Below are 17418 nucleotides of genomic sequence, written 5' to 3' on the forward strand. Positions count from 1 at the left end.
TGGATGACTCACGGGGAGAGAAAGCGGTCGACACCGGGGTCGTCGCGACGGATGGCCAAAGACGTGGGTCGGGACGTCGTGGACCGGTAGACTGTGCGTGTTCGTCGCCGAAAAGGTCCGGGTGCGAGAATCGAACCCGCGTCTCAGCCTCCACAAGGCTGAAGGATAACCACTACCCTAACCCGGACACGAATTGAGTTACTGTGCTGTGAGTGAAGTAGGTTACGACTCGGCATCGGGGTGTGGCAGCGACACACGGTCGAGTCGGGACGTTTTAGTCGTCCGGTCGCCTACACAGTGACAGTGGCCATCACCGACAAGATCTACCTGAAAAACCATCGTCAGATCGTCTCGCAGTTGGACACGTCCATCCCGAAGGGTGCGTTCAAGGGTGCGACGATGGAGGTACTCTACAACGGCGACGGCCTCGCCAAACTCGACAACGCGACCCGGGACCGGCTACTGGATTTTGCCGGCGACTTTCTCGACTGTGCGGACCCCGACGACCTCTACACCGGGTATCCCGAACGTCAGTTCATCCGGTATCTGCTCGACCTCCGGGCACAGGGGATGGGTCCCGACGCCATCGTCGACGTGATGACCGACGAGTACATGTTGTACGCCTACCCGGGCGACGTGCTCTCCTTTTTGGATCGGGCGGTGCGGCGGCTAGAGGCGGTCGAATCCTTAGCCGCCGTCGAGGGAGACAACGAGATGGAACGGCGCGCCGCCGAGGCACGCCGGACGCTGTCAGCCTAGTCTGAAAGACGGTTCGTCCGACTCGCCGCCGTCGAGGTCCTCGAGTTGGATGACGTCCTCGCCGCCTTCTTCCAACTGTTCCCGTAGGTGGTTGACGTACCCCTTGTGTTCGTCGAGTTGTTCGCGCAGGTGCTCGGCTTCGAGTTCGAGACGTTCGTGTTCTCGGACAAAGCTCTTTGGCACCTCCACCTTCGGCGGAAAACTGGCGTCGTCGCCCGATTCATCGTCGAGTTCGTGTTCGGGGACGACCTGGACCTGTCCGTCGTGGGCAACGAGCATATCGACGTAGTCGCGAAACACCGCCGAGAGAGACAGATCACGCTCTTCGGCGATTTCCCGGAGTGTCTCGAACGCGTCCTCGTTGACACGAAACGAGATGGTTTTGTTTTTGTTGCCCATTGTCACGACTCTGTCGTTGTCCGACTCACTTAACGGTTTGTCAGACGCTGTGGCGGAGCGGGCGTGCGGGACGACCGACGCGTCGGTCGAACCGGGTTGTCAGGGTTCGGCCGGCGGGATGTCGCCACCGAGTTCGTCCGTCTCGTCGAGACCTTCGAGGGCGGCGAGTGCCGTCTCGCGGTAGTCCGCGACCGGGAGGTCGTACTCGTCACGGGCCATCCGGGCGTACTCGTTGCCCTCGTCGTCGACCGCGGCGACGCGTTCGAGCGTCCGGGTCGCCGCCTCGACGACCCAGCGATCCCGCGTCGTGGCGTCGACTGCCGTGATCGATTCGGGGCGGACCGAGACGTTGATTCCCCCGTCGTCGGTCTCGTAAGTCCGGGGTTTGCCCACGACGGAGACGTACGCCGGCGGTTCGAGGTCCCGCAACGTCGACGCCGCGTCGGGCTGGTACTGCCCGGCGTAGACGAAAAAGGTCCCCGTGGGGTCGACGATGCGACCCCGCCAGTACTCGTCGTCCTCGCCGACATCCTCTTTCTCGGTCAGCGTTCCGACGAGAAACACGCGGTTCGCCCGCTCGCCCGTCGGGAGAAGAAGGTAGACGGGGGCGCGTTCGTCGTCGGATTCTTTGAACGTGTGACTCGCGTCGTTGAACTCGCGGGCGAAGACGCGTCGTGCGACCTCGCGGGTGGGTGCCTGGCTCATGTTAGATCGACCTCGCTTCGATAAGGGCCGCCTCGGCATCGACCGAATCGCTCAGCCGCTCGAACTCGTCGACCAGCACGTACCGGCCGAACTGTGGACCGCTCACCCGGTAGTACCGGCCGAGAACACCCCCTCGCATCTCGTCGATAACGACGGTGGTGTCGAGTGCGTCCATCGCCATCTGCTTGGCCGCCTCGATGGTCGTCCCGGTGAGTGCCTCGGTGCTCTCGCGGTCGAAGATCACCTCGTGGACCGCCTCGCCGTCGTCGAGAACGCCTTTGATCCGGAGGTCGAACTCACCTTCGACATCGCCGTGTTCCGAGCACCGACCGTTCTGGAGAACGCGCGTACAGTCCGCCTCGGGACAACGCTTGATCAGTCCGCTCCCGCTCTGGATGTCGACCAGTGCGCCCTCGACGGTTTCGGCGTCGTCGCCGACCTCAACGGTTTCGTCGACCTCGGTGATGGTCGTCGTCCGGTTGAGCTTCACCGAAAAGTTACCCTGATACTCGTCGGTGACGAGGTTCTCCAGTCGGTAAACCGCGTTCTCCTCCAGTGCCGGGAGGTCCGATGTCTCGAAGGCGACGAATTTGGTGGTTCCGCTCTCGTCGCCCAACAGGCCGACCTGTGCAACGGAGTCGCTCCGGGTCTCCCAGAGTTCGACGACCTTCGCGGTCACGTCGAGCCACTGCTCGTCCTGTTCGATTTCGGCGAGGCGGACGGACGCGTTGTCGCCGCCGCCGAGCGCGTCACGTTCGAGCCCAGCCTCGTCGAGGTAGCTGTTCACGACGCTACGACGGGCCTCGTCCACCGGAACCTGGTACTCGTTGACGAGGTTGTCGAGTCGCTCCTCGACGTCGTCGGCCGCGAGGTCGAGGTGGTCCGAAAACTGCGCTACGATGTCCTCCGCGTGGGTCTGCAAATCTGTCATGGTCTCAATCGCCTCCGTGTTGTTCTCGTGGGGAGGCACACGATCGTTGGTGCGCCGTGATATAAAAAGTTCGCCGACCGGGGCGAAACTGTAACCGCAGGACCCGACCACGGCGGGATCGAGTGCTGGCGACGGACCTTTGATGCTCGCGGCCTGAACCGAGGTATGGACGACCGGCTGAAACGGTTCGTGCGGACCACATTCCGCTCGGCCGGCCGCCGTTACGGCGAGGCCCGCCGGGCCTACCGAGCGGGACGCATCGCGAGTGACCTGCCGACGGACGAGTCGGGACGGGTCCGTATCGTCTGTCGGCGCGAGGCCGACCGCCGGGCCGTCGCCCTCGACGAGGAGGGGCGGCCCGACTGCTTCGACGCCGGCCACCCTGACTGCGAGGGCTGTCTGGAAGACATCCGCGAGGGTGTCGTCGAGACGTGGTGAACGACCGGTGGCTTTTCTCCTGCTCCGGAGACAGTGATCGATATGGATCGACCGCTGATCGCGGTGGTGCTCGCCGGCGGGACCGGATCGCGGCTCTACCCTGCGAGTCGAAGCGACCGGCCCAAGCAACTGCTGGCGCTGGGTGACGGAGCCGACTCCTTGCTGGAACGTACCGTCGCCCGCGTCGGCTTCGCCGACGAGGTGGTGGTCTCGACGCGTCCGGACATCGCCGGCGCCGTGCGCGAGGCCGTCCCGGAGACCACCGTCACCGTCGAACCGGCCGGGCGCGACACCGGTCCGGCACTCGTGTACGCCACCCATCGCGTCCGGGAGCGCTTCGACGACCCGGTGGTGCTTGCGGTGCCGAGCGACCACCACGTCGCCGGCGACTTCGAGACGACGGCGCGACGGGGGGGACGGGTGGCCGCCGAGACGGGGTCGCTCGTCACGTTCGGGGTCGAGCCAACGCGACCGGAGACGGGGTACGGCTACGTCGAACCGGGCGCCGACCGGGGCGACCACGCCGACGTGGCTGCCTTCCACGAGAAACCGGACGCCGACACCGCCCGTCGGTACGTCGAGGCGGGCTACTACTGGAACGGCGGAATCTTCGCGTGGACGCCCGAGGCGTTTCTGTCGGCGGCGCGGTCGACGCCGCTCGCTCCCTTGGTCGAGGCGTTGGAGCGTGACGATGCCGCGGCGGGGTTCGAGGCCGTCGACCCGGTCAGCGTCGATCACGCGGTGTTCGAACGCGCCGACGACGTCGTCGTCGTCCCGCTCGCAGTCGAATGGGACGACCTCGGGTCGTGGGACGCCCTGAGGCGGCTTCTCCCGGCCGACGACGACGGCACGGTCGTCGGCGGCGACGCGGAGGCCGTGACCGTCGACGCCACGAACAACCTCGTCGCCGGCGACGACGTCCACGTCTCACTGGTCGGCGTCGAGGGACTGACGGTTGTGGCGTACGGCGACCGGGTGCTCGTGGTGCCGACCGAGAAGGCACAGCGCGTCCGCGATGTGGTCGCCGACCTGGAACGACGCGGGGAGTTTTAGTTGGTCGACCGCCGGACGCGGACGGTACCGTCGGTCGTGACACCGACGAGCAGCGGAGCCTGAATCTCGCGGCCTTTAACAGCGTCGCCGGCCTCGTCGCTGACCAGTTTCATCAGGTCCGGGGCCGTGTGGTTCACCTTGACGCCCGCACCGTCGCAGGCGTCGTAGACGAGTTTGGGCACATCATAAAGGTCGGTGTCCTCGTCGACCTCGACACGAACCGGCGCCGTCAACGCCTCGGCAAAGGCCAGTGTCTCGCGGGCTTTCGCCACGTTGTCTCGCGCGCTCGACTCGATGCTCGAAACGTTTGCGCGTGAGGTGCCGAGTCGATCGGCGATCGTGGACTGTCGAACGTCCCGCTCGCGGAGTGCGAGCACCTCGGCCTGCCGACGGGTCAGGACGCTCTTTTCCGGGTCGAAGCCGGCGCGTTCGAGCAGTGCGTTCGCGTCCGGGTTGTCGTCCATACTCCACCGTAGATTCTCGGCCCCTAAAAGCTACACCTCGGACTGTCCACCGCCGACGCCGTGCCGGCGTCGTCGCTCAACCGCCCCAGAAGTTGTCCCGACTGCCCAGCTGTTCCGGCCGTCCGGAATCGTCGGCGCTGGCGTCGGCATCGGCGTTGTCGTCGTCGGGTTCGACGCCACCCTCGGTGTCGTCGCCGTCCTCCTCGTCTTGGAGTCGTTCGACCTCCGCGGCCGTCGCGTGATTCGACTTCACCCGGTCGACACGGACACGGGCACGGGCCGGCGGGAGCGTTCCGTCGACGAGAACGATAAACCCGTCCTCGGTGCGGCCGACGCCCGCGCCGCTCTCGTGGATGTCGGTCACCTCGACGACGAGTTCTTCCCCGGGTTTCACCGGCTGTTGTTTCAGGTCGGAGATGGGCATGTCGTAGTGGTTACACCACTCCGCACCCCCGCGGTCGCCGTAGTGCTGACACCCCATCCCCTGAATCCGCTCGGAGAAGCTGGGGCAGTCGTCGGCGAGTGGACAGTTCGCCATGGACGAACTACTCCGCCAGTCGTCTAAACGCTTGTGTTGTGGCGACCCTCTGTCGGGGACACTCGCAAGCGTTATGACCGTCGCTCAAGAATCGGGTGCATGGCCAAGTTCGAGGCGGCAGAACGGCGGATGCTCGACAAGCAGATCTGTATGCGGTGTAACGCACGCAACGCGGCACGGGCAGAGAGCTGTCGGAAGTGTGGGTACAAGAAACTCCGACCCAAGGCCAAAGAACGACGCAGCGCCTAGTATTTCGGTTCTCGACGCTCGGCCCGCGAGAGCGCCCGCTCGATCACCGCCCGCACACTCTCCTCGTCGGCATGGAACGAGTCACCGTGGCCGGCATACATCGATTCGACCGTCTCCGGAAGCCGCTCCAGTACCGTCTCTAGGCTCTCGATCAACCGCTCGCGTGACTGGCCGGCCATGTCCGTCCGACCGAAGCTCCCGTCGTCGAACGCGCCGTCGTTGTAGACGACCACGTCGCCGCTGAACAACGCCCGGTCGCCGACGAGCGAGACGTGGTCGGCGGCGTGGCCGGGCGTGTGGACGGCCTCGAACTCCTCGCCGTCGAGTGTGATCGTCTCCCCGTCGGTGAGGCCGTGGTCCCGCCGCGGATGATCGGTGTACGCGTACACCTCGGGGTCGAACGCGTCGGCGATGGCGTCGAGTTCGCCGATGTGGTCGGCGTGTTGGTGGGTGAGTACCACCGTCTCTAGGTCGTCGACGTGGTCTTTGATGACATCGACCACGCCCGGCATCGTGCCGGCGTCGACGAGCGCCGGGTGGTCGCCCGTGAGCAGGTAGGCGTTGCACGTGAACTCCTCGGCGTCCGCTGTGACATTGACGACGGCCATACCCACACGAGAACGTGGCGTCGGTAAAAACCGGGCGGTCGGCCCGCAACATAGTTTTTTGACCGTGCGTCTATTGATGTCACATGTATGGGCTTCGGGAGCTACGATGAATCTGAACAGGAGAACCAGGAGCTAAACGCTGACCTCAACGACAACGAGGGGGTCGAGACGTCCGAAGCCGACCACAGCGGGTCGGTTGAGTTCGAAATCGGCGCGTCGAACGACGAACTGCTGGACCGCCTCGAAGAGATCAAAGGCGAGTGAAGTCAGGGGCGCGCGCACTCGGCATCGCCGAGTCGTTCGCCACCGATGACGAGCGGAGCGTTTTTTGTGGAGCGGTCGTCCGAGCGGACCGCGTCGTCGACGGCGTCGGGTTCGGATCGTGTGCCGTCGGTGGAACCGACGCCACCGACGCCGCCACGACGCTGTATCAGGAGTTGGGGCGTGACGACGCCCGTTGGATCCTTCTCTCCGGTATCGCTCCCGCGTGGTTCAATCTCGTCGACCTGCGGGCACTCTCGGCTGCGACGGACCGCCCCGTGCTCTCGGTGTCCTTCGAGTCGAGTCCGGGACTCGAACCCGCGCTCCGAGAGGCGTTTACCGGTGCCGCACTGGACCGTCGGCTGTCGACCTACCGGTCCCAGCCACCGCGTCGCCGACTCGAGGTGAACGGCGAGACGGTGTACGTCCGGGCCGTGGGCGTCAACGACGACCGGGCCACGGAACTCGTGCGGGCGTTCACCCCGGAGGGAGGGCGACCCGAACCGCTCCGGGTGGCGCGACTCGGGGCGCGGGCCGCCCGGCGCTTCCGGCGCGACGGGGAGGCTTAAGCCGACGGCTCCCGGGATATCGGTATGGTCGACACCGACACCGACGGAGCGGACGTGTGTGCCTGCGAGCAGTGCCCGGCGCTCGTCGAGTCCCGGAGTCGAATCGTCAACGGCGTCGGCCCGGAGGATGCCGCCCTCCTGTTTGTCGGGGAGGCACCGGGCGCGACGGAGGACGAGCGGGGCGAACCCTTTGTCGGTCGGTCGGGGACGGTGCTTGACGACGCCCTCCGGGACGCCGGACTCGACCGATCCGACGTGCGCATCACCAACTGTGTCCGGTGCCGGCCGCCGGAGAACCGCGACCCACGGGCCGCGGAACTCGACAACTGCGCGTCGTTTCTGGACCGCGAAATCGGCCGCGTCGATCCGGACCTCGTCGTGACGCTGGGAAAGGTACCGGGCGAGCGGCTGTTGGACCGCGAGGTTGCGGTCACCCGCGAGGCGGGATCGGTCGTCGACGCGCGGATCGACGGCCAAGGGCGGCGGGTGCTCGTCTGTCTCCACCCGGCCGCGACCCTCTACGACGGGAGTCAGCGCGACGCGTTCGAGGAGGCTATCGCGACGGCGGCGGATCTGGTGGGTGTGGCAGGGGGCGGCCAGTCCCGTCTCGAGGAGTACTGAGCGAACGGAAACCACTTTACACCCGCCGACGAATGGCGGATATGAGCCTGTCCGAGCCGCCGACGGAGGCGCTTGCCGATGTGGTCATCGTCGACTACGGCCTCGGAAACCTCCGGTCGGCCACGCGCGGCCTCGAACGCGCCGGCGCGGCGGTGACGATCACCGACGATCCCGACGAGTTCGCGGCCGCCGACGGCGTCGTTCTGCCGGGGGTCGGCGCGTTCCGCGAGGGGATGGAGAACGCCGGCCCGTATCGGGATGCACTCGCGGAGGCCGTCGCACGGGGACAGCCGGTCTTCGGGATCTGTCTGGGGATGCAGATGCTCCTGACGTCGAGCGAGGAGGCAGACCACGCCGGCGAGGGAGAGGTAGTCGGACTCGACTTCATCCCCGGTCGGAACGTCCGGTTCGACGAGGGACAGAAGATCCCCCACATGGGCTGGAACGAACTCACCGTCGAGCGCGGCCACCCACACCCGCTCGTGACCGGCGTCGAGGGGGGGCGTGGCGGCTCCGTCGACGGCGAGTACGCCTACTTCGTCCACTCCTACTACGCCGCGCCCGACGACGACCGGGCGGTCGTCGCCACGACCGACCACGGCCGTACCTTCCCCGCGGTCATCGGGAACGAGAACGGCACCGTATTCGGGACGCAGTTCCACCCTGAGAAAAGCGGCGAGACGGGGTTGACGATCCTGCGGAACTTCGTGGACATCTGTTCCAAGCGCTGATAATCGGGGAGACGGGTTTTATATCGGGGGATCGAAGCGGTGGACGTGACGGAACCGCCCACGATCGGCGTCGATGGAGGGTACCGCGAACTCTTCGATCACGTGTCCGACGGGCTGGTCGTTCACGAACCGAACAACGGTGTCGTCTACGAGGTCAACGAGCGGTTCGTGGCGTTGAGCGGGTTCGGTCGCGACGAACTCGTCGGCCGCCGGGTAGCCGAGTTGGTCGACGACGACCGACGGACCGGCACCGGAGAACTGGTCGTCGGCGACGGGACCGTCGAACGCCGGATGAAACGCCGCGACGGGACGCCGTTCTGGGCTGAGCTGTCGGCGTCACGGGTCGACCTCTCGGGAGAACCGTGCGTGTTGTTGACGGTCCGAGACGTCACCGAACGGCGGCGGCGACGGGACGAACTCCGGCGGTTCGAGGAGTTGGTCGAGCACGTTCCGACCGGCATCTTCCGGGCGACCGGCGAACCGGACGGCACCTTCATCGAAGCCAACCCCACACTGGTCGAGATGTTCGGTGCCGGATCGAAGGCCACGCTCCTGTCCACCGAGGTGGCAGAGGCGTACGTCGATCCGACCGACTGGACGGAGTTTCTCGCCGACGCCGCCGACAACGGCGTTCGCACCGAAAAACTCGAATTCAGAACCCACGACGGCGAGACGTTTTGGGGGCTCATCACCGTCTGTCACTTCGAAAACGCCGGCGACGCCTACGTCGACGGTGCGATCAAGGACGTGACACAGACGCGGGAGTACCAGCAGGTACTCGAGGAGCAAAACGAACGACTCGAACTCCTCAATCGGATCGTTCGGCACGACATCCGCAACGATATCCAACTTATCGAGGGAATGACCGACCTGTTGGACGACGCGGTGGAGGAGACGGCCCACCCACAGCTAGAAACGATCCGGAGCCGCTCCCAACACATAATCGAACTGACTGACGTGATCGGTGACCTGATGCGGACGCTCATGTCCGAGACGGAGGCGGAACTCGGATCGGCGAACCTGTCGTACGTTTTGAACAAGGAGATTCAGACGGCGACCGCCGCGTATCCGGACGCGGCGATCCGTACCCGTGGAAACGTCCCACTGGTTGAGGTGACTGCCAACGACATGCTCGGCTCCGTCTTCGGAAACCTGTTGAACAACGCCGTCCAGCACAGCGCCGGGACGGAGCCGACGGTCACCGTCGCCGCCGAGACGGCCGGCGACCACGCCGTCGTCCGCGTCGCCGACGACGGCCCGGGCGTCGACGACAGCCGGAAGGAGACGGTGTTCGGGAGAGGCGAGAAGGGCCTCGACAGCGAGGGGACGGGACTCGGGCTGTATCTGGTCCACACCCTCGTCGACCAGTACGGCGGCGACGTGTGGGTCGAGGACAACGACCCCGAGGGGAGCGTCTTCGTGGTCCGTCTCATCCTCGCGTAGACCCGACGCGTTTTTCTCCCCGCCACGCGACGCTCGTAGCATGAAGGCCATCACGCTCGGGCCGGAGGGGACGTACTCCCACCGGGCCGCGCGGGCCGTCGCCGACGAGGTCACGTTTAGCGAGTCCGTGACAGCCATCGTTGAAACGGTGGCGGCCGGCGACTATCGGCGCGGCGTCGCCCCCATCGAGAACAGCATCGAGGGGAGTGTCACCGAGACGCTGGACGCCCTCGCTGCCCACGACGTGAGCGTCGTCGAGGAGGTGGTCACCCCGATCCGACACGCGCTGATCGCGGCCGGGGAGTCGTTTGAGGTTGTCGCCAGTCACTCCCAGGCACTCGCCCAGTGTCGGGACTTTCTCGAAGCGGAGTACCCCGACGTGAGTCTAGAGGCGGTCGCAAGCACCGCCCGCGGGGTCGAACGCGCCTGCGACGACGGCTCGGTCGCCGCCATCGCCCACCCGGACAACGCCGACGACAACCTCCGGGTACTCGCCGAGGACATCCAGGATCGAAGCTCCAACGCGACCCGGTTTTTCGTTATCGCGCCCGCCGCGGAGCGGGGAGAGGCCGGCGGCAAATCGACGGTTATCGTCAACCCGAACGCGAACTATCCCGGACTGTTGCTGGAACTGCTGGAAGCCTTCGCCGACCGCGATATTAACCTCTCTCGTGTGGAGTCCCGGCCGACGGGAGACCGCCTTGGCGACTACCTCTTCCACATCGATTTCGAGGCAGGATTGTACGAGGACCACGCCCGGGCGGCGGTCAAAGACGTGGCGGACATCGCCGACGACGGCTGGATCCGTCGGCTGGGCTCCTACGACATTCGACACGTCGTCTGAATCCGAGTCCGAACCGGCGACCGGGTGCCGTCGGCTCACCTGCGCGCTTCGTCCGAAGCCACGCCGTCCGGTACCGTCCCGTCAGCGGGTGGCTCTGCCCACAGTTGAACCGCTATCACGGTGCCTCGTGGATCGTTGTCCTCGACCCACACGTCGCCGCCGTACTGGTCGACGAGGGTGCTGACCAGATAGAGACCGAGGCCTGTACCCCGGCTGTCGAAGCCGGCCTCGTTTTTTTCGAAGGCCGACCGTCGCTGTGCCGGCGGGATTCCGGGGCCGTCGTCGGCAACGCGGATGACGACCCGGCCGTCACGTCGCTCGCCGGAGACCGCCACCGTCGGCTGCTCCCTATCGTTGTGCTGGACGGCGTTGTTCAGCAGGTTCCGGAAAACCGAGGAGAGTAGGTCGTTCGCGCGGACGGTGGTGTCCGGGAGGTCGCCGTCGATGTCGAAGGTGGCGTGGTCGAACGCGGACCGACAGCGGTCGAGTTCCGACTCGATCGTTTCGGTCAGCGAAACCGGGTGGAGCGAGGGAACCGTCTCGGCGCTCAGCGTCCGTTCGAGATCGCGCGAACTCTTCGTGAGTTCGACGACGTGTTCGCCGGTGTCGGTGATCCTCTGGAGGTGGGCCCGTGCGGCCTCGTCGTCGAGGTGGTCGCCGAGAAGTCGCGCCGTCCCGAGAACGATCTGCATGTCGTTGCGGATGTCGTGACGGAGGACACGGTTGAGCGCTCGGAGCCGATCATGGGTACGGCTCAGTTGGCGTTCGGAGGCGCGACGACGGCTGATGTCGCGAGCAACCGAGAGAACGACCGGCGCTCCACGGTATCGGACGCGCCGGGCACTCACCTCGACGGGAACCGTCTCGCCGTCGGCGGTGGTGTGATTCGTCTCGTAGACGATTCGGCCGTCGGTGACGGCCCGGGTCCGGATCTCGCCGCTCTCAACGTCGGTAATCCGGCGGTCGGTGAGCGACTCGTTGTCGTGGCCGAGGCGGTCGGTCGCCGCGTCGTTTGCCGCGATAACGCCACCGCGGGTGTCGTGGACGATGACCGCGTCGGCGATACCGTCGAAAAGTTCCTGATACTCGTCGCGCGAGCGTCGGAGCTGGCTCGTCCGGGCGTGGAGTGTCCACGTCGTCGCCGCCAGCAAGCCGGCGGCGAGCCCGAGAGCCCCACCGGCGCTGACGAAGTTCAACAGGAGGAGCGTGGTCGGAACGACGGTGGTCGCGGGAACGAGTTCGGTCGTGACAAAGGCCGTGAGGCCGCCGACAACGGCCAGCGCCCCGGTGGCGGCGGGGACACACAGCGCGGAGAGACCGTCCAACTCGCTTCGAGGGAGCCACCCGGCGACGACCAGCAAGGCGAGGGCGAGCCCGATGGGCGCGACATCGCTGACCGGTGTGGTGCCGGAACGGGGTCCAAGCCGGAGCCGAGCCACAAGCAACGCCAATCCGATTCCACCGACCCCGATGGCACCGGCGAGCCGACGACGCGTCCCGTTCACGGGCGTTCTCACGCCGTGGAATGGTGTAAGTAATCGTTCCGTACCGGCAGACACGGCTCGCCGTGGGGTTATCAACGACAGTAATCCGCCCGAACACGCCGGGGATAGGAGTTATTTTAGGTCGGGGGACCGTGGGCCGGCGTATGGACTACGACCCGCAGGACCTCGAAGAGCGCTGGCGGGAGCGCTGGGCCGAGACGGGACGATACGAAGCCGACCCAGACGGAGCGGACGACGACACGACGTTCATCACCGTCCCCTACCCGTATCCGAGCGGCGGGATGCATATCGGTCACGCACGGACATACACCGTCCCGGACGTGTACGCTCGCTACCGCCGACAGCGGGGCGACAACGTTCTCTTTCCAATCGCGTGGCACGTCACCGGCACGCCGATCATCGGCGCGGTCGAGCGCCTGAAAAAAGGCGAGGCTGAACAGCTCTCGGTGCTCCGGGACACGTACGACGTTCCGGAGGACACCCTACAGGAACTGGAGACGCCGATGGGCTATGCCCACTACTTTATCGAGGAGCACTACAAACGGGGAATGAAGTCACTGGGGCTCTCGATCGACTGGCGGCGCGAGTTCACCACCAACGACGACCGTTACTCGAAGTTCATCACGTGGCAGTACAAGACCCTTCGCGACCGGGGGCGGCTGGAGAAGGGGTTGCATCCCGTGAAATACTGCACCAACGAACACCAACCGGTCACGACCCACGACCTGTTGGAAGGCGAGGAGGCCGAGTATCAGGAGTACACGCTGATTCGGTTCGGTCTCGACGACGCGGTGGTGCCGATGGCGACGCTTCGCCCGGAGACGGTTCGCGGAGTCACCAACGCGTACCTCGACCCCGGAGCGACGTACGTTCGAGCGACCGTCGACGGCGAGACGTGGCTCGTCTCAAACCAGGCAAGCGAGAAGCTCCGGTTACAGGCCCACGACGTGACCGTCGAGGAGACGTTTTCCGGGGAGCGTCTGATCGGGGAGTCCGTCGCCAATCCCGTCACGGGTGATGAGGTGCCGATCCTGCCCGCAGGCTTTGTCGACGCCGACAACGCGACCGGCGTCGTCATGTCGGTCCCAGCCCACTCGCCGGACGACTATCTCGCCTTACAGGAGGCACAGGCCGACGACGACCGGATGGAACGATACGGCATCGACCCCGCGGTCGTCGAGGGGATCGAACCGGTCCCGATCCTCGATGTCGAGGGGTACGGTGACGTGTCGGCACGCGACGCCGTCGAGGCGTCCGGCGTCGAGTCCTCGGACGATCCCGAACTGGAGGCGGTGACAAAGGAACTGTACAACCGCGAGTTCCACACCGGTCGCCTCCACGACGAGTACGGTGAGTTCGCCGGCGAGGTGATCGAAGAGGTCCGGGAGTCCTACCGCGACACCGGGATCGAGGCCGGCCACTTCGGGAGCATGTACGAGTTTTCCGAGGAGGTCGTCTGCCGGTGTGGTGGCGACGTCGAGGTGGCCGAACAGGACACGTGGTTTCTCAGTTACAACGACGAGGACTGGAAGGAAGCGACAAAGCGCGTCGTCGAGAACATGGAGTGTATCCCGGAGAATACGCGCGGGGAGTACGACCACACCATCGACTGGCTCAACGAGTGGCCCTGCATCCGCAACTACGGCTTGGGAACTCATCTCCCGTGGGACGACGACTTCGTTATCGAACCGCTCTCGGATTCGACGATCTATATGGCCTACTACACCCTCGCGCCGCGGCTTCGCGAGATTCCGGTCGCGGACCTCGACCACGAGTTCTTCGACGCGTTGTTCTACGGGCCGGACGCGGTCGACGATCCGGATCCGCGGGCGCTCGACCTGCGAGAGGAGTGGGACTACTGGTACCCCGTCGACTACCGCTTCTCCGCGAACGACCTCATCTCGAACCACCTCACGTTCTATCTCTTCCACCACGCCGAACTGTTCGACGAGGCCGCCTGGCCCGAGGGCATCGTCATCATGGGGATGGGGCTGTTAGAGGGCGAAAAGATGTCCTCCTCGAAGGGCCACGTCGTTCTGCCGGGGGAGGCCATCGACCGTTACGGCGCCGACACGGTGCGCTTTTTCCTGCTCAACTCCGCCGAACCGTGGCAGGACTACGACTGGCGCGCGGATCAGGTCGCGAGCGTCAGCGACCAGTTGGAGCGGTTCTGGAACCGGGCGGGGGAACTCGTTCCCGAGACCCCGGCGTCGACGTTCGACGACGACCTGCCCGACCTCAACCACGTCGACCGCTGGTTGCTCTCGAAGCTCCAACGGACGACCCGTGCGGTGACCGAGGCGATGGAGAACGCCGAGACACGGACGGCGAGCCAGACCGCCTTCTACGACTTCGAGGAGTCGCTCCGGTGGTACCGGCGCCGAACCGACCGGGACCGGCCGGCCGCGCGGTGGACGCTCCGGCACGTCCTCGAGACGCGGCTCCGCCTGCTCGCCCCGTTCGTTCCGTTTCTCGCGAACGAACTCCACGAGCGACTGACGGGGACCCCGGCGGAGGACGCGCCGTGGCCCGCGGTCGACCCCGAACTGGAGAACACGACCGTCGAGGCCCGGGAGCGTGGGATCGAACGCCTCACCGAGGACATCCACGACATCATCGACGTGACCGGAACCGAGCCCGACACGGTCAGCGTGTACGTCGCCGCCGACTGGAAGTGGGGGGTCTTCGACGCCGTTGTCGAGGCGGGTCCGGACGTGGGCGCGGTGATGAGCGAGGCGATGAGCGACCCCGACCTCCGGGAACGGGGCGACGCGGTGAACGACCTCGCTGGCGAACTCGTTGACCTCGTTCGTGACCTTGACGACGAGACGACGACAGCCGTGCGCGACCTTGACGAGGCGGCCGTCTACGAGTCGGCCGCCGACTTTCTCGAACGGGAGTTCGATGCGGCCGTCGAGGTGTACGCAGAGGACGCCGACCCGCCGGACCCCGGTGAAACGGCTGGTGACGCGGTGCCGCTCCGGCCGGCCATCTACCTCGAATAGAACCGAACGTCTCCCGGCTTCCCGAGGCGGTGGCTCCACCGCTTTTTACAACGGCTGTGCGGGTGGGCATGAGTATGACATGCTCGGACCGGCACCACCGCTCGCCATCGCCGGCGGCAACGACACCCTCGTCCCGCCCGAACGGGCCGAACAGACCGGACGAATCGCAAGGCGCACAGAACGGGAGCCGCCTCTACTGCCCGGAGCGACCCCGTCTGCAGGAACCGGGCGGGCCGGGACCGACCGGACGCGGCCGACCGGATGCTGGACCGCCTCGTTTAGAGTCCAAGCAGGTCGAAGGCGGTCCCCGCCCCCGTCTCGGTCGCCCGTTCGTAGACGACGCGAGCGGTCGCCACGTCCTGGACCGCGAGGCCGGTGCTGTCGAAGACGGTGACGCCGTCGGCGTCGGTCCGGCCCGAGGCCGCCCCGATCACCACCGCACCGAGTTCGGCGTGGATGTCGGCGTCGGTCAGGTTCCCGGCGGCGTATGGGACGTTGATCTCGCCGGAGTGGGTACACTGCTCGCGGTCGTCGACAACGAGTTTCGCAGCCGAGAGCAGGTCGTCGGCGAGTTCGTGTTTACCCGGCGCGTCGGCGCCGATGGCGTTGATGTGGGTGTGGTCGCCCACCGCGTCGGCGTCAACGATCGGTTCCCGAACCGGCGTGACGGTCGAGACGATGTCGCAGGCGGCGGCCTCCGGGACCGATCCGACGCGGGCGTCGAACCGGTCGCGGATCGACTCGACGAACGTTTCGGCGCGGGAGGTGTCGGCGTCGGCGACGACGACCGTCTCGACGGAGCGGACCGTCGCGATGGCGTCGAGTTGGGTGTGCGACTGTGCGCCGGCGCCGACCAGTCCGAGCGTCGACGCGTCCGGGACGGCGAGGTGGTCGGTCGCGACGGCGGCGGCCGCTCCCGTGCGCTTTGTCGTCAGTGTCGTCCCGTCCATGATCGAGAGCGGGACTCCCGTCTCGGGGTCGGCGTAGCACATCGTCGCCATAACCGTCGGGAGGTCGTGACGGCCGCGATTCTCTGGGTGGGAGTTCACCCACTTCAGCCCCGCGGCGTCCCAGTTCTCGGCACGGAGATACGCCGGCATCGACCGGAAATCGCCGTCGTACTGTGGGAGGTCGACGTACGACTTCGATGGCATCACCGTGTCGCCGCGGGCGTGGGCGGCGAACGCGGCGTCGACGGCATCGACGACGGCCGGAAGCGGAGCATGTGCGTCCACCGCATCGGCGTCCAGAAGCAGGGTCTCCATACAGGCGATAGGTGCCCGAAATGGATGGTCGTTGCGCCCCCGTTGGGACGGGGTGGGGGGAGGGGCAGGTCGGATCGGAAGTTTGGGACGGGGCGTGTGGTGGCGACCGGGCTTACATCGCGCCGCCCATGCCGCCCATACCGCCCATACCGCCGCCGGCGCCGCCCTCGTCGTCGTCACCGGACGTCGAGAGGTCGCCTGCGGCGATGATATCGTCGATTTTCAGAACGAGGTTTGCCGCCTCGGTGGCGGAGGAGAACGCCTGTTCCTTGGAGTGAGCGGGTTCGACGACGCCGGCGTCGTAGGTGTCGACCACGTCGCCGGTGAACACGTTGAGGCCGGCGCGGGCGTCGCCGCTCTCGTGGGCCGCGCGCAGGTCGACCAGCGTGTCGATGCTGTCGAGACCGGCGTTGCTGGCGAGAACGCGCGGGACGACCTCGGCGGCGTCGGCGAAGGCCTCGACCGCGAGTTGCTCGCGGCCGCTGACGCTGTCGGCGTAGTCGCGCAACCGGCTCGCGATCTCGACCTCGACGGCGCCGCCGCCGGAGAGAACACGCCCGTCGGCCGCGGTCGCCGAAACCACGTCGAGGGCGTCCTGAATGCCACGTTCGAGTTCGTCGACGACGTGTTCGGTCGAGCCACGGAGAAGAAGCGTCACGCCGTGGGCATCCGACCCCTCGACGTAGAACAGGCCGGCCTCGGCGTCACGGTCGATGGAGCCGGTCCCGAGGTCGGCGTCGGTGGCCGCGTCGAGGTCGGTGACGACCTCCGCGCCGAGGATCTCCTTCAAAAAGCCCATGTCGGACTTCTTCGTACGGCGCACCGCAAGAACGCCCTCCTGAGCGAGCAGATACTGGGCAAGGTCGTCGATCCCCTTCTGACAGAACACCACGTCCGCGCCGGTGGCGACGATCTGGTCGACCTTCTCGCGGAGTTGGCGTTCCTCGCTGTCGAGGAACTGCTGGAGCTGTTCGGGGTCGTCGATGCTGACCGAAGTGTCGGCGTCCGTTTCCTCGACTTCGATCGGCTC

The 17418-nt window shown here is 66.4% G+C and carries 20 protein-coding genes and 1 tRNA gene; 11 read left to right on the top strand and 10 right to left on the bottom strand.

Annotated elements, in window-relative coordinates:
• Positions 1 to 115: 115 nt before the first annotated feature.
• Positions 116 to 187, bottom strand: a tRNA-His gene (locus Q0925_RS12215).
• Positions 188 to 303: 116 nt separating this feature from the next.
• On the opposite strand from Q0925_RS12215, the gene Q0925_RS12220 reads away from it, so the two are divergent.
• The gene (locus Q0925_RS12220) at positions 304 to 759 is read left to right on the top strand and encodes a DUF5814 domain-containing protein (protein ID WP_299335922.1); all 456 of its coding nucleotides are present in this window, start codon (positions 304 to 306) and stop codon (positions 757 to 759) included.
• Here Q0925_RS12220 and Q0925_RS12225 read toward each other — a convergent pair.
• The 3 genes from Q0925_RS12225 to Q0925_RS12235 all read right to left on the bottom strand — a co-directional run bounded on the left by Q0925_RS12225 (position 751) and on the right by Q0925_RS12235 (position 2794).
• Positions 751 to 1158 (bottom strand): ribbon-helix-helix protein, CopG family, encoded by a 408-nt coding sequence (locus Q0925_RS12225; RefSeq protein ID WP_299335924.1) that lies wholly within the window; start codon positions 1156 to 1158, stop codon positions 751 to 753. The genes Q0925_RS12220 and Q0925_RS12225 overlap by 9 nt on opposite strands.
• Positions 1159 to 1257: 99 nt before the next feature.
• Positions 1258 to 1863: an RPA family protein gene (locus Q0925_RS12230; protein ID WP_299335926.1), complete on the bottom strand. Its 606-nt coding sequence runs from the start codon at positions 1861 to 1863 to the stop codon at positions 1258 to 1260.
• A gap of 1 nt (position 1864) precedes the next feature.
• Positions 1865 to 2794 carry a replication factor A gene (locus Q0925_RS12235; protein WP_299335928.1) on the bottom strand — a complete coding sequence of 310 codons (930 nt, stop codon included), beginning with the start codon at positions 2792 to 2794 and terminating at the stop codon, positions 1865 to 1867.
• Between the two features lie 165 nt (positions 2795 to 2959).
• Between Q0925_RS12235 and Q0925_RS12240 the strand changes: the two genes are divergently transcribed.
• Both Q0925_RS12240 and Q0925_RS12245 read left to right on the top strand, forming a co-directional pair.
• Positions 2960 to 3232: a DUF7091 family protein gene (locus Q0925_RS12240; protein WP_299335930.1), complete on the top strand. Its 273-nt coding sequence runs from the start codon at positions 2960 to 2962 to the stop codon at positions 3230 to 3232.
• Between the two features lie 42 nt (positions 3233 to 3274).
• Complete coding sequence (locus Q0925_RS12245) at positions 3275 to 4285, top strand: mannose-1-phosphate guanylyltransferase (RefSeq protein ID WP_299335932.1); 1011 nt, start codon at positions 3275 to 3277, stop codon at positions 4283 to 4285.
• On the opposite strand, the gene Q0925_RS12250 is transcribed toward Q0925_RS12245, so the two are convergent.
• Together Q0925_RS12250 and Q0925_RS12255 are read right to left on the bottom strand one after the other, a co-directional pair.
• Positions 4282 to 4749 (bottom strand): Tfx family DNA-binding protein, encoded by a 468-nt coding sequence (locus tag Q0925_RS12250; protein WP_299335934.1) that lies wholly within the window; start codon positions 4747 to 4749, stop codon positions 4282 to 4284. The two genes, Q0925_RS12245 and Q0925_RS12250, sit on opposite strands and share 4 nt — an antisense overlap.
• 76 nt (positions 4750 to 4825) lie before the next feature.
• Positions 4826 to 5287, bottom strand: a complete 462-nt coding sequence (locus Q0925_RS12255) for a TRAM domain-containing protein (RefSeq protein WP_299335936.1) — start codon at positions 5285 to 5287, stop codon at positions 4826 to 4828.
• 99 nt (positions 5288 to 5386) lie between these two features.
• Between Q0925_RS12255 and Q0925_RS12260 the strand changes: the two genes are divergently transcribed.
• On the top strand, positions 5387 to 5536 hold the full coding sequence (locus Q0925_RS12260) for a 50S ribosomal protein L40e (RefSeq protein ID WP_299335938.1): 150 nt from the start codon (positions 5387 to 5389) through the stop codon (positions 5534 to 5536).
• Here the strand turns inward: Q0925_RS12260 and Q0925_RS12265 are convergent.
• On the bottom strand, positions 5533 to 6144 hold the full coding sequence (locus Q0925_RS12265; protein WP_299335940.1) for an MBL fold metallo-hydrolase: 612 nt from the start codon (positions 6142 to 6144) through the stop codon (positions 5533 to 5535). The two genes, Q0925_RS12260 and Q0925_RS12265, sit on opposite strands and share 4 nt — an antisense overlap.
• 87 nt (positions 6145 to 6231) lie before the next feature.
• Between Q0925_RS12265 and Q0925_RS12270 the strand changes: the two genes are divergently transcribed.
• Genes Q0925_RS12270 through pheA form a run of 6 tightly spaced genes read left to right on the top strand, consistent with a single transcriptional unit; the run spans position 6232 to position 10613 of the window.
• Positions 6232 to 6408 (top strand): DUF5786 family protein, encoded by a 177-nt coding sequence (locus Q0925_RS12270; RefSeq protein ID WP_299335942.1) that lies wholly within the window; start codon positions 6232 to 6234, stop codon positions 6406 to 6408.
• Complete coding sequence (locus tag Q0925_RS12275) at positions 6405 to 6974, top strand: DUF99 family protein (RefSeq protein ID WP_299335945.1); 570 nt, start codon at positions 6405 to 6407, stop codon at positions 6972 to 6974. The genes Q0925_RS12270 and Q0925_RS12275 overlap by 4 nt, the downstream gene beginning before the upstream one ends.
• A 24-nt stretch (positions 6975 to 6998) precedes the next feature.
• Positions 6999 to 7595, top strand: coding sequence for a uracil-DNA glycosylase (locus Q0925_RS12280; RefSeq protein WP_299335947.1), 597 nt, complete (start codon positions 6999 to 7001; stop codon positions 7593 to 7595).
• 41 nt (positions 7596 to 7636) lie between these two features.
• Positions 7637 to 8326, top strand: coding sequence for an imidazole glycerol phosphate synthase subunit HisH (gene hisH, locus Q0925_RS12285; protein ID WP_299335950.1), 690 nt, complete (start codon positions 7637 to 7639; stop codon positions 8324 to 8326).
• 45 nt (positions 8327 to 8371) lie between these two features.
• Positions 8372 to 9769 (top strand): PAS domain-containing sensor histidine kinase, encoded by a 1398-nt coding sequence (locus Q0925_RS12290; protein ID WP_299335952.1) that lies wholly within the window; start codon positions 8372 to 8374, stop codon positions 9767 to 9769.
• Positions 9770 to 9809: 40 nt separating this feature from the next.
• The gene (pheA, locus tag Q0925_RS12295) at positions 9810 to 10613 is read left to right on the top strand and encodes a prephenate dehydratase (RefSeq protein WP_299335954.1); all 804 of its coding nucleotides are present in this window, start codon (positions 9810 to 9812) and stop codon (positions 10611 to 10613) included.
• 35 nt (positions 10614 to 10648) lie between these two features.
• Here pheA and Q0925_RS12300 read toward each other — a convergent pair whose 3' ends face one another.
• Positions 10649 to 12118, bottom strand: coding sequence for a two-component system sensor histidine kinase NtrB (locus Q0925_RS12300; RefSeq protein WP_299335956.1), 1470 nt, complete (start codon positions 12116 to 12118; stop codon positions 10649 to 10651).
• 143 nt (positions 12119 to 12261) lie between these two features.
• Here Q0925_RS12300 and leuS point away from each other — a divergent pair, with 143 nt between their 5' ends.
• Positions 12262 to 15123, top strand: coding sequence for a leucine--tRNA ligase (gene leuS, locus Q0925_RS12305; RefSeq protein ID WP_299335958.1), 2862 nt, complete (start codon positions 12262 to 12264; stop codon positions 15121 to 15123).
• Positions 15124 to 15401: 278 nt separating this feature from the next.
• On the opposite strand, the gene Q0925_RS12310 is transcribed toward leuS, so the two are convergent.
• Positions 15402 to 16388: an ornithine cyclodeaminase family protein gene (locus tag Q0925_RS12310; RefSeq protein WP_299335960.1), complete on the bottom strand. Its 987-nt coding sequence runs from the start codon at positions 16386 to 16388 to the stop codon at positions 15402 to 15404.
• A 112-nt stretch (positions 16389 to 16500) separates the two neighbouring features.
• Positions 16501 to 17418, bottom strand: a 918-nt coding sequence (locus Q0925_RS12315) for a TCP-1/cpn60 chaperonin family protein (protein WP_299335962.1), incomplete at its 5' end; no start/stop codon positions are given.

The sequence above is a fragment of the Haloplanus sp. genome (assembly GCF_028275055.1).
GTDB lineage: Archaea > Halobacteriota > Halobacteria > Halobacteriales > Haloferacaceae > Haloplanus.